The following is an 11621-nucleotide window of genomic DNA, read 5'->3' on the forward strand; positions in this document are numbered from 1 at the left end:
GGGTTCACGATGGGGCCTCTTGGTTGGGTTGGGTAACTTGCGGTTGCCGTCAATACTCGCTAGATCTCTAGAATCTAGAATCTATAACCTCCACCTATCCAGGAACGTAATGGGGGTTATTGAGTTGTGGACGATTGCTACGCAAACGAAAGTTGAAATGTGGAAAACGCTTCGCGTTTACGCACAATCCAACGATCTTCGCCCACAGGCTCAACAACCTGTAGCTACTACCCATAAAAAAGAATAATAAAGAGATCTTTTCCAAGTCGCCCTCAACGAAATCTCAACCCTATCTAAAAATCACACTGCGCCTCGATAGAGCACTTTCATCTAATCGACAATTAACTGCTCTTGGATGCAAGTTGGAGTAGATAATAGACCTTTGCGACCAAAGGTTACATTATTTCACCTCCTCGACAAGAAATGCCCATAGAAGGACCGAATGAAATAGCTACTGTAATAGTAAAAAAAGCGGCCTCAGATAAACGCGAGCTGTGGTAAAATGTGCAAAAGTGATGGCCACTTGTATGCATTCTTCGTGTCCACCAACTTGCAGTTCTCAATGGCCAGTAACACGCTTCACGAGAGACTTTGAACATCTAGTTGCCGGCTCAACCGCAAAGATGGATAAAACAACAGTTACGAAGCTCACCCGGATTGCTCAGAAAACAGTTGGTACGATCTGTGAGAGAGTAGTAGCCAAAGAGATCGATCCAAAGCGACTAGATAAGCTCTCAATAATAGGGGTAGATGAGATTGCCTATCGTAAACACCATAAGTACATAACCCAAGTTATTTAGAGCCCGTAACAGATCATGAAACTGGAAAGATCGTCTATGGAGCAGAAGGAAAAAGCGCTAAGAGTCTAGATGGGTTCTTATGTGAGCTTGGTTCGCAACGTTCCAAGCTCTCACACAAGTAGCAACAATGGACATGGGACCAGCTTTTGCTAAAGCTTTCGCTGATCGCACACCAGATACTCAAATCGCACTCGATCCTTTTCATGTCGTTAAATTGGGCACTGAGGCCCTGGAGGAGGTAAGATGCGACCTATGGCGCCAACTGAGAAAACTTCCTACTCCAGATTACGCCCGTAGGTTTGTGAGTGCAAGATGGGCATTACTAAAGAATCCTGGTGATTTGACTCAACGCCAAAATGAGACTCTACGTCAAATAAAGTCAACCGCTGCAATACTTCTAAAGCCCTTAGAGATGAAAGAATCCCTAAGAGGGATATTCGGTAGTGGATTATCCAATGACGAAGTAGCTGAGTTCTTGGATTCCTGGTGTGCTCGTGCTTCACGATCACAGATACCTAGCTTTGTCAGATTATCAAAGACAATTCGAACCCATAAAGATGGAATTATGGCTGCTATTGAGCCCCCTAGCTTGAAAAGGGTGTCTCCAACGGAAGGCTTGAGGGTCTAAACAATATATTAGATCCGCCATTGCTAGATGCTATGGTCTTCACTCTGCAAAATCAACACTTGCTTGGTGATGCTTTCATGCGGTCCGATTGATCTCAAGCTCCCCTACGAAAGGGTTGCTTGATCCACATCTATTTTAGGAGAGCCCTTTTAAGATCGCCAATGGGAAAAACTCGACCAACTCAATTATAAGGGAAAAGGCAAAGAGATACGTACCAAAAAACGACTTTGACGCCCATCAAAGAGTTGGGCCGCTACGTTCCAAGAGGTTCAAATGGCCCTTAGTGCCTTCATCTAAGATCGAACAATCCACACTCACCAAAATTTGCAACCCCGCTATCGTCGACCTCCATCGAAATGGAGATATGGCTCTAAAATCATAGGTAAGCGGTCGAAGGAAGAAAAACGTCGAGCCATAATCGTACGATTGGCGCAAATATCGAGCTCAGCGCCCCTGGGAAAATAAAGACTACCAAAAGTAGAATCGGTATCAAAAACTTTAGATTAGCCGTAATTGCAGCAAACTTATACTCACCTATAACGCGACGAAGAATAGCCGAACCATCAAGAGGCGGTATAGGAAGAATGTTGAATATAAAGTAAATAGCGTTTATTATGCCGAAATAAACCCAGAAATAGCCAATTAAGCTAGTGGTATTTATGGACCCACCCAGAATCGGAGTCGTACTGCCATAGGAGTTCGAAAAGACAAAGATTCTAAGAATGATCCCGGCTAATATCGAGAGAATCAAATTCGTAACTGGGCCCGCTAAAGAGACCACCAAGGATGAACGTCTTGGATTGCGCAAATTAGCGGCGTTTACGGGCACCGGCTTGGCGTATCCAATCGGGGTAAGCCCTAAAAGCATCAACATACCCGGTAGTATCAATGTACCAAATGGATCAATGTGAGCCAGTGGGTTTAGACGGAGGCGACCCGCTTTAGCTGCAGTATGATCGCCATAATAAAGAGCCACCAATCCATGCGAAATCTCGTGCAAGACAAGAGCGATGATCGCCGCAAGAAAATTTATACCTAAGTAGACATTCAAGATTCCTTTTGAGAGAGCAATAAATGCCACAAGGGCGATACCGGCATATATTAGAACTTTACGGTTCAACTAGTTAGCTCCACGTCTACACATATTTGTTACCTATCAATGATATGCGAATTGTGGTAACTACAACTTTCGCCCTTGTAATTGAAGCTAGGCCTTATGGTTTGATGCGCAATCACGGCAATACCGAGTGGTAGGGATGGCCTCTAGCCGTTCGGTGGCAATCTCTCTATGGCAACTCTCACAGATGCCATAGTTATTCGAATCCAACTTGGTGAGTGCAACCTCCACCTCGGCAAGGGCAACCTCTAAATTAGCCAATTGTCCCTCGGCCTCAACCCGTTCAGCAATCACAACTGACGAGTCGGCAAAGTTAGGATCATAGCCACCATTAACCGTTGCGTCTTTGCCAAGTTCTTGTACCTTGGCCGTCAATATCTCACGCTCTTGGTTTAGAAACTCCTTGATTGACTTATTTTCAGCCTTAATTTCTTCCATGCTAAGATTATAGAGATCTTTCCCCCGATAGATAAACTACGCTCGCGGATGCGAAGCTCGATAGACCTCCAGCAACCTAGTTGGAGTTATATGGGTATAGATCTGAGTTGTGGTAATCGAAGAGTGACCAAGTAGTTCTTGCACACTTCTAATATCGGCTCCTCCTGCTACCATGTGAGTCGCGCAGCTATGGCGTAGGGTGTGAGGATGAATCGAAGTTCGAATGCCCGCTAAAAGTGCATATTTCTTCACTATCTGCCATAGCGCTTGACGCGAAATCCGCTTGGACCTAGAGGAGTAAAAGAGAGCCGAGGAGCGAGAATGGCCCTCCAAGTTCGAACGAGCTCCTTCGTAGATGTACCTCCTCAACATGGACACGCTAAGGGGAGTTAGAGGAACAATGCGGAACTTATCTCCCTTGCCGCGAACTCGAGCAAGTGCCTCTTCCAAATCCAGATCATCAACGTTGGCTCCTATTACCTCTGAAGCCCTAAGTCCTGAGCCATAGGCCAGTTCCAACATTGCTCGATCCCGAACTCCATAATCTGTACCAAGATTAATTACATCTAGGAGCGCTTCCACTTCGTGGATTTCCAATACCTCTGGGAAATATAGCGGAGCCTTTGGAACCTCCAACCCCTCAAGCGGAGAGAGATTGATCGCTCCGATGTTTAGGAGATACCGATAAAAACCCCTAGCGACTGAGATAAGCCTCACCAAGGAAGTGGTTGCTAAACGGCTGCCAAGTTGGTCAATGGCGATACCGATTACTCTAGAGTCCGCGCTCAAAAGGTTAGAGCCAAGATTTTCTAGAACCGCACTCAGATTCCCTAGATCCTGATAATATGCGTCTATAGTTGCATTAGCCCTCCCAAAGACAAGGCGCAACTCCTCCAAATATCCCTCAATATAACTTGTGGATTCCGTCACAGACGGCCCCCAAAACTACAGCACAAAAATAGAACCACAATCTTCTGATATCCAATTTTAACTAGAAGATAAAGCTATCAAATACCCAAAAATCTAGGTGCACAATACTTAGTCACTAGCCTAGCGAATAAAGTCAACCGAAGGACTCCCTAATGCCCAAGGTAAAAAACCATTCAATACAATGTATTTTAGCCAATGCATTTGGATCGGAAAAACCACACCAGATCAATCAATATTGGACCGATAAAAAAGGATAAACCTGAAGCTATCTATCAATTGGAGCTATTTCTTTATCGCTAATTATTTGGAGCTAGTTTGATGGATCCATAAGTACTTATGGATCCATCAAACTAGCTAGGAGTGCTACGACCACCACCAACTCCCCTCACAAGCAGAAGTAGCCCTGTCCCGAGTGGGTGATCACCCAAAGTGCAAAACCTCCCGAACATAGTTTAGAATCGCATTACAAAGGCGTCAAAAGCACAACCTACTTGGGCTAGGTCGTAAATTGTATCGTCGAGGAAGTTCAAAGGATATGAAATCCCAAGTAGTAAGGGGCGCCGCTTATGCTTTAGACCTCGAGATAACTGACCTTCTCTTAATTCCGGACTAAAGCGACCACAAATTAAACGAATTCGCAACAAATCGCCTTAAATCTAAAGTGATATCACAGGTTATGACACATAGACCAGGCCTGTGTCTATATTGTCGACGAGCGCCCTATGATCGGTCCATATTAGATTGAGCCGCACCCTCAATATCGTCTCTGCGTGCTCTGGTTCGTCGAGCTGCCACCTCAAGGCGGGCGATAAACTTCATTAGTCGCTCCCGAGCAGCATCCGCCTCCGGTGTAAGGCCGCTCAGTTCACAAATTCGCCAATTCCTAAGGACAACTGGAACTATGACTTGGTCGTAATGAAGGCTAAAGTCGTAAATACCCTCTTTTGCGATATTCTTAGAGTGCTCCGTAAACCCATCTATTCCAGTTCCAGGCATGGAAAAACTTCGGACTTGCCGTTCGATCGCCTCAAGCGTCTCGCTGGGATTTCGCTCCAGAGCAGCCAGGGTCAAGTCACGATAGAAAAGATGATGGAGATTCTCATCGCTAGCAACGCGAGCCATAATAGCAAAGCCAACTTCGTCTCCGATTAACTTACCCGTATTTCGGTGGGCCACCCTAGTTGCGAGCTCTTGAAGAGTAACGTATGCAATTGTGTCGACAGGAGAGACAGGTTCCGGTACGATACCATTCGACACTTGGTTCATTCGACTACGTTCCAGGGTAATTGGATCAATCAAACGAGTGACCGTCAAATAGTCACGAATTACGATGGAGTGACGGTGCTCCTCGGCTGTCCATCGACGAGCCCAGGCTCCCCAGCTATCATCACTTCCGAAAGCCGCAAGCAAGGCATTGAAATAATACGGAAGGTTGTCCTCTGTAAGTAAGTTGACAAAGAGTGCACTTCTTGTTCCCGGACTAATGGTCGAAGAAGAACTGTCCCACTCCTCCCCAGCCACAAAGTCACGACCTCTAGACCATGGTACCAATTCATGAGGAAACCACTCCTTGGACATTCCGAGATGCTTTGTCATAAGCGACCCTACGGTCGGCTCAAGTTCCTTTAAAAAACCCTCGAAATTCATTATCCCAAACTACCGTACATGGGCGAATTACAATCCTATTAATCAATAAAGTCTTATGATTATATTCACACCAGGGTTACATTAAATTGCTGGAATGATCCGATATCGTTAGATGGAAAATTAACCCACGTACCCTTCATTGAAAAAACCACCGATAGCGAACTGACTAGCGCTGCCGATGGATCGATTTGGAGGACCATCGAAATAAATAATTCACCACCAGCCAATAAGGATCTTTACACACAATTGCCCCTAACCCATAAAAAGCTCGGCGCGCCTCCTTGTTCCAGACAATCCCACACCAATGGATACAGCTTCCAAGGTACCTATTCCCTAAAAACTCATAAGTCTGTCAAAAGTAATCGACCATAAATACGCTTACCTATCCGCATATAACTGGACAAATAACAACGTTATTGGACCAAAGGCAAAACATTTATCCCAATTGAAAACCAGTATCCAATAGAGGTTCGATAGCAAACTTTGCCTACATGGCCAGAGAATCCCAACCATAACTAGCTAATATGAAGCAAATTGAAAACCATAGTCGAAGGACCTCCAAGGAAACTGCAGATCTATCTCCCACTGACACCGAAGCAGGCTGGATGATTTAGGGCACATACGACTACTTTGATTCAAGACATTGAACTCCTTAGGCATGGTCTGTCGGTTGCTTAGTTCATCTCCAAAGAAACTAGTCATCCTCACCTTCGGTAAGCATTTGTCGCCGCAAAGCAAAAGCGATGAGTGCAGTGAATAACCAAATCAGCATTGGAACCAGCGATCTTCAAAAAGTACCTACCCTCGCTATCATATTTTGCGGGATGCGAGATCATTAGCACTAAAGTAACCTTTGGTAGCCATTCCTAAAGGAAAATGGAATATCATCTCGAATAGGAGTAGATTGTAGATATAAATGCCACAATATCTAATGTGACCTTGATAAAGTAAAAGGAGATCATAGCTATGGCAACCACTAAACGTGATCCATCGAATACCGCAGTTTCCTCAATAATGTCAACCAGCCTGATATATGTCGAGCCACAGGAGTCAATCCAAGAGGCGGCAGCCAAATTAATCAAAAACAACGTCTCAGTACTGCCAGTACTTGATGACAAAGCAGCGCTCATTGGAATCTTTAGCGATGATGATCTATTAGTCGAGGGTGTTCGACTACACCTTCCCACGGTATTTGGGATATTCGCTGAATTTGGCGCGTGGCCACCTGCTGTCAAGCATTACGAGACGCAGCTCCGCGCCGCATACGCATCCAAGGTCGCCGATGCAATGGAGACCACGAAGACAGCCTCGGTAAAGGTCAATGACACTATAGAGACCGCAGCGACAATTATGCACGATCTCAAGTTGCGTACCCTAGCTGTTACCGATGGCCCCAAAGTTGTAGCCGTTGTCACTAGATCTGACATCTTGAAGTTTCTCTTTGGTGAATGATGGCCCCATTCGGCAATGCAAATGCGTCTAAGCCCAAGCGACACCTCGTCGTTTCAGAGTTGGCGTAATTACCAGCTAAATAAGTCACCAAAACAAGACCTAATTCCATTTGATTTAGCGTAAAGCTAGGAGCGCCTGAGGCTAACATATTTGAGATCTGGTACGCAAACTAATCTAATAATATAGCTGCCGCTAACACCCTATGTTTAGTTAATAAAATTATCAACACTAATGGCGCTAATAAGATCGCGCGAACTAAATCTCAAGCAATGTATAGCAATGTATGATCTTCAAGCAAAGCCTTACATTGTCGATAGCTCTGCTGCGAAATAGGAACAAGGCCCAAATTTAGCTAGGGGGTAGATTATCGGCATAAAAACGACATCAAAGACCAACTACGCACCATTTACCATAGGCTTATGGACTTTGAATAGCTAAATTTACTTTAATTATAAAAAGATCTCTTGAAAAAAACCTTACCATAATCTACAATCAAATGAACAATCAATAACTCTTGGCTTATCCACATAACTATCACTATCACAATAAATAGTTGAGATTAAATTAACTATTAAATCAATCATTACGACCCCAAGCCCACCAGCCTAAACAACAACACCTACAAAAAGATCACTTTAGCCAAAAGCTAGCACCATCTAGATGTAATTACTGATACTAAATAGCACTTAATCAAGTTCGGTAACGTCGACCAATCATTTAGAGTTGGCGACTCTTTTAATTATCTTCCTATTGGCAACAGCACAAACTACTTTAGCTCCCAAGAGCCCTTAGATCCCTTCGACATTTATCTCAATCGGCGAGTCATCATTTAGTTCCGACTTGAGCGCAATGTTGTCACCTCGACCCCGACCAGCCGAAATAACGGCAGCTATGATGCAAGCTACGATAGCAAAGATGAAAGCTTCACGCAGCCCTGATGCAAAAGGAGCTGAGATTAACTTCGGGAAGAATGTTCGACCAGTCAAAACGGTCGCGGCATGATGTGAAAGCAATGACATATTGTGGGGACCCAGAAGCTTAGCTATCGGATTATACCCTAAGAGTGCGGCAAAGAGCACGGAAACAGGAGGCACATGAGACAGCGTTACAGCTGTAGCGTGTGCTACTCCCTGAGAACCCAATCCACTAACTAGCGCACCAGGCAAAGAGATTGATAGCCCTGCGATCATGAGAGAGAAGAAAATTCCGATAGAAAACACCTGCGCAGAGTTTTGAAAGGTCGAATTCATCGCACCACCAACTCCTCGGTTTTCAGCCGGAAGGCTATTCATAACCGCAGCACGATTCGGCGCCGCAAACACCCCTTGAGAGAGGCCCGAGACAAACAAGATAAGGCCGAATGTCCAATACGAGAAGTCGACAGAGAGTTCTAGAAACCCCACAAAGGCTAACGCTGTTCCGATCGGACCAATCGTTGCGAAGATTCTAGGACCATATCGGTCTGACAGGTAGCCTGACATGGGCCCCGCAATTAGAAAGCCCAGAGTTAGAGGGAGCATATATATTCCCGCCCACAATGGAGTGGCGGAAAAACTATAACCATGGAGGGGAAGCCAGATCCCCTGCAACCAAATAATTAGCATAAACATTAAGCCGCCGCGAGAAATCGAGACTAAGAATGTAGATATCGTACCAAAGCTAAAGGCCCGAATTTTGAACAAGGAAATTCGAAACATTGGATAGGCACTCTTGGTTTCAATAAATCCAAAGATCGCAAAGAATGCAATGCCGCTGATCAATTCTCCAAGAACCAATGGGGATGTCCATCCAGTGGCGCTCGTACCGTGCGGTTGGATGCCGTAGGTAATACCAACCATAATTAATATCAATCCAATAGCGAATGTAACGTTGCCAAGCCAGTCGATCTTAGCTGGCTTTCTGATACCCCGTTCCTCTAGCTTTAGATATGCCCAAATGGTCCCAAAAAGTCCAATCGGGACTGAAATTAGAAAGATCAATCTCCAATCGATAGGAGCTAGTAAACCTCCTAAAATCAAGCCGATAAAGGAACCCGAAATACCAGCGACCTGGTTGATTCCAAGAGCCGTACCTCTTTGGTTTGCCGGGAACGCATCGGCCAAAATCGCCGAAGCATTAGCCACCAAGAAGGCCGAACCTAACCCTTGCACCAAACGCATAACGATCAAAAAGAGGGCTCCTGACCTTCCCTTATAGGGGTCTATGGTCAATAGCAAAGAGCCAACCGTATAGATAACAAAGCCCAGGTTATACATCTTAACTCGACCGTAGATGTCACCCAAACGGCCAAGACTCACCACCAAGACGCTTGTTACGATCAAAAACCCAAGAATCATCCAAAGCAGATAAAAGCTATTACCGGGTCCAAGTGGGTTGAGGCCGATTCCTCGAAAGATATCTGGAAGCGCAATAAGGGTGATCGATGAATCTATCGTCGCCATCAATACGCCTAGAGTAGTATTGGAGAGAGCAATCCATTTATATCGATCATTCTGCGATACAGATTTACCGTTAGTTGACGCTAGTAAAGCGGCCATTGGCGACCTTTCCAAAATGCAAATCGAAGGGCAATTGACTACCCACCTGTCGCGTCCCTAACTCCGCCGAAAAAGGAGATATAAACGATATCGAGACCGATCGAACGACACCAATTACCTAACGCAGAATTTTGAGACCTTCAGGAGATTTATTTCTGTTACAGAATAAACTATAGTCGATGACCGAAGCAAATGGTGTCACTAACGAAGTTGCGGTGGAATTAGCACAGGCCATTGGCCAACTTCGGCGTACCCTTCGTCGAAGCCAAAGAGAGTTATACACAGATGGCGTCTTCTCATCACCTGAATATGAGTTACTTCGATATGTCTATGATCACCCCAATGTGAGAGTAGGCGTAATGGCCAATGCACTCTCTATTGCTCCAAATACAGCCTCCACCTTGATCAAGCGATTGATGAAGCTGGGCATCCTCAATCGAACCACCTCAGATAATGACCGAAGAGTAGGCACACTCTGTCTAACTCCATATGGAGAGGAGACTATCTCCACTCTTAGAGACCACCGCTTGTCGCTCTTGGTTAGGGGACTTGACGACATCAATCTAGATGCCAAGGCTGCCATCATATCCGCCATTCCAGCACTGCTTGAACTAATTAAAACAATCCAGGATTTCGAAGGTTCGCCTTCATGTCCTTTTGAGTAAAGCTAACCGACATGGGAAGGTGGTGTTAAAACTCATCAGCACGATCTAACACCGCCATAGCGCGCCGTATTCTCACCTTTGATCCGAAATACAGGATCGCTAGCCAAATTATCTCCGGTACTTGATTATCTCGCCCCCTCATCGAATTAACGCCGACGCATTAGCGTTAACCAAACGAAAGATCTAAGCGGCAACGAACCACTATCAGATGCACCTACCATTGGGTCAATCCCACATCCACACATATATCGTGACGAAAACGCTTGACCAAAAATGGTCCCAGCACATTTAGGTTACTGGCCCACTCAACTTTCAATTATCAAAACGCACCATGAGAGATCCAGTAGCAATTCAGAGATAATTAGGGATCTCTGAATTTAGATTAGATTCAGTTGTTAGGAGTTCCTTTTGAGCTTGCCAATTGGATAGTTACTACCCATCTAAGCGAATCCAAATTGACCCACGAAGCTAAACCTGCTTACGTTATATTGACAATCAAAAACAACTAGGCTCCAGGACAACCGAGTCAAGCTAGCATGAGCCAGCTTCTCTGATTCATGCACCGTGGGATCGATCGACTTTCTAGGAGACATTGCGCAACATACTTATCAAGTTTCGTAAGCAAGAGCCATTTTGGAATCAGATTCGCGGAGTAGCGGATGTGGAGACGCAAACACACATGTATTGAGAAGTCGCTCTACCAAGGACATTTCAAAGTGCCTTCGGTTGAATCGGTATGCGAATTCCTCGAGGTAAAGTTGCTTATGTTCCTCACGTCCGTGGTATGTTCCGTCGATAAATTTCTTGCAGTTTCCAATTTAGGATCTTGAGCCATTTGAATGTTACATGTGCTTGTTCGTCTTTGGATAGAGTGAACCAGTGCGCTAGTCCAAGGTCTTTCAGCACATACCCCGTAACTTGGGTTACCATCACTTATCAGCTTGGTATTAGAATCTAAACGTCTCACAAAAACATCTTTGGGTGATTTAGCAGTGGTATCTTTGATTACTTCCATGAAGCAATGAGTAGGAGCACCATTGCTAATCGACACTCCAATTAGGACATTGGTTTGTTTTGTTCCCTTTCCTCTTCTGCCTTCGCCATGGCTCTCACCACCTAAAAAGAACTCATCTACCTGGACGTTTCCTCCAAGTTTATATAAACCATTTCGGTCAGTCATTGCTTTTCGTAGCTTATTTAGCATCAACCAGCCAGTCGAATAAGATACTTGAACGAATTTAGCAATGGTAGTAGCCGAAAGACCACGCTTGTCGTTGGACAATAGATAGATAGCGGAGAACCACTTGGATAAAGAGATATGGCTTCGATGGAAGATGGTTCCGGAGGTAACGCTAGTTTGACGGTGACAAGATTTACATTGAAAAAGTGGAGCTCGAGATGCTGCAT

General features: G+C 44.9%; 11 protein-coding genes. 5 read left to right on the forward strand and 6 right to left on the reverse strand.

Going from position 1 to position 11621, the window contains the following annotated elements:
* The 3 genes from AXFE_RS20880 to AXFE_RS16220 form a co-directional block, all read left to right on the forward strand.
* Window positions 1-247: hypothetical protein (locus AXFE_RS20880; RefSeq protein WP_235347893.1), on the forward strand; the 247-nt coding region annotated here is incomplete at its 5' end.
* A 280-nt stretch (window positions 248-527) separates the two neighbouring features.
* On the forward strand, window positions 528-800 hold the full coding sequence (locus AXFE_RS16215) for a DDE transposase (protein ID WP_052606981.1): 273 nt from the start codon (window positions 528-530) through the stop codon (window positions 798-800).
* A 127-nt stretch (window positions 801-927) separates the two neighbouring features.
* Window positions 928-1428 (forward strand): transposase, encoded by a 501-nt coding sequence (locus tag AXFE_RS16220; RefSeq protein ID WP_052606982.1) that lies wholly within the window; start codon window positions 928-930, stop codon window positions 1426-1428.
* A 376-nt stretch (window positions 1429-1804) separates the two neighbouring features.
* On the opposite strand, the gene AXFE_RS16225 is transcribed toward AXFE_RS16220, so the two are convergent.
* The 4 genes from AXFE_RS16225 to AXFE_RS16240 all read right to left on the reverse strand — a co-directional run bounded on the left by AXFE_RS16225 (window position 1805) and on the right by AXFE_RS16240 (window position 5560).
* Window positions 1805-2548 carry a site-2 protease family protein gene (locus tag AXFE_RS16225; RefSeq protein WP_052606983.1) on the reverse strand — a complete coding sequence of 248 codons (744 nt, stop codon included), beginning with the start codon at window positions 2546-2548 and terminating at the stop codon, window positions 1805-1807.
* Window positions 2549-2635: 87 nt separating this feature from the next.
* Window positions 2636-2983 (reverse strand): TraR/DksA family transcriptional regulator, encoded by a 348-nt coding sequence (locus tag AXFE_RS16230; RefSeq protein WP_052606984.1) that lies wholly within the window; start codon window positions 2981-2983, stop codon window positions 2636-2638.
* Window positions 2984-3019: 36 nt separating this feature from the next.
* Window positions 3020-3913, reverse strand: a complete 894-nt coding sequence (locus AXFE_RS16235) for a tyrosine recombinase (RefSeq protein WP_052606985.1) — start codon at window positions 3911-3913, stop codon at window positions 3020-3022.
* Between the two features lie 720 nt (window positions 3914-4633).
* Entirely contained in the window at window positions 4634-5560 is a 927-nt protein-coding gene (locus AXFE_RS16240) for an acyl-ACP desaturase (protein WP_052606986.1), read from the reverse strand.
* A 966-nt stretch (window positions 5561-6526) separates the two neighbouring features.
* Here AXFE_RS16240 and AXFE_RS16245 point away from each other — a divergent pair.
* On the forward strand, window positions 6527-7012 hold the full coding sequence (locus AXFE_RS16245) for a CBS domain-containing protein (RefSeq protein WP_052606987.1): 486 nt from the start codon (window positions 6527-6529) through the stop codon (window positions 7010-7012).
* Window positions 7013-7800: 788 nt separating this feature from the next.
* Here the strand turns inward: AXFE_RS16245 and AXFE_RS16250 are convergent.
* Window positions 7801-9549, reverse strand: coding sequence for an MFS transporter (locus AXFE_RS16250; protein WP_052606988.1), 1749 nt, complete (start codon window positions 9547-9549; stop codon window positions 7801-7803).
* A 179-nt stretch (window positions 9550-9728) separates the two neighbouring features.
* Here AXFE_RS16250 and AXFE_RS16255 point away from each other — a divergent pair, with 179 nt between their 5' ends.
* Window positions 9729-10214, forward strand: coding sequence for a MarR family winged helix-turn-helix transcriptional regulator (locus AXFE_RS16255; protein WP_052606989.1), 486 nt, complete (start codon window positions 9729-9731; stop codon window positions 10212-10214).
* Between the two features lie 697 nt (window positions 10215-10911).
* Here the strand turns inward: AXFE_RS16255 and AXFE_RS21680 are convergent.
* Window positions 10912-11621, reverse strand: a 710-nt coding sequence (locus tag AXFE_RS21680; protein WP_407071695.1) for an IS1595 family transposase, incomplete at its 5' end; no start/stop codon positions are given.

This window comes from Acidithrix ferrooxidans, assembly GCF_000949295.1.
Classification (GTDB): domain Bacteria; phylum Actinomycetota; class Acidimicrobiia; order Acidimicrobiales; family Acidimicrobiaceae; genus Acidithrix; species Acidithrix ferrooxidans.

Coding starts and splice junctions, on each gene's coding strand:
- AXFE_RS16215 (WP_052606981.1), top strand. CDS start 528: ATGCATTCTTCGTGTCCACCAACTTGCAGTTCTCAATGGCCAGTAACA.
- AXFE_RS16220 (WP_052606982.1), top strand. CDS start 928: ATGGACATGGGACCAGCTTTTGCTAAAGCTTTCGCTGATCGCACACCA.
- AXFE_RS16230 (WP_052606984.1), bottom strand. CDS start 2,983: ATGGAAGAAATTAAGGCTGAAAATAAGTCAATCAAGGAGTTTCTAAAC.
- AXFE_RS16240 (WP_052606986.1), bottom strand. CDS start 5,560: ATGAATTTCGAGGGTTTTTTAAAGGAACTTGAGCCGACCGTAGGGTCG.
- AXFE_RS16245 (WP_052606987.1), top strand. CDS start 6,527: ATGGCAACCACTAAACGTGATCCATCGAATACCGCAGTTTCCTCAATA.
- AXFE_RS16250 (WP_052606988.1), bottom strand. CDS start 9,549: ATGGCCGCTTTACTAGCGTCAACTAACGGTAAATCTGTATCGCAGAAT.
- AXFE_RS16255 (WP_052606989.1), top strand. CDS start 9,729: ATGACCGAAGCAAATGGTGTCACTAACGAAGTTGCGGTGGAATTAGCA.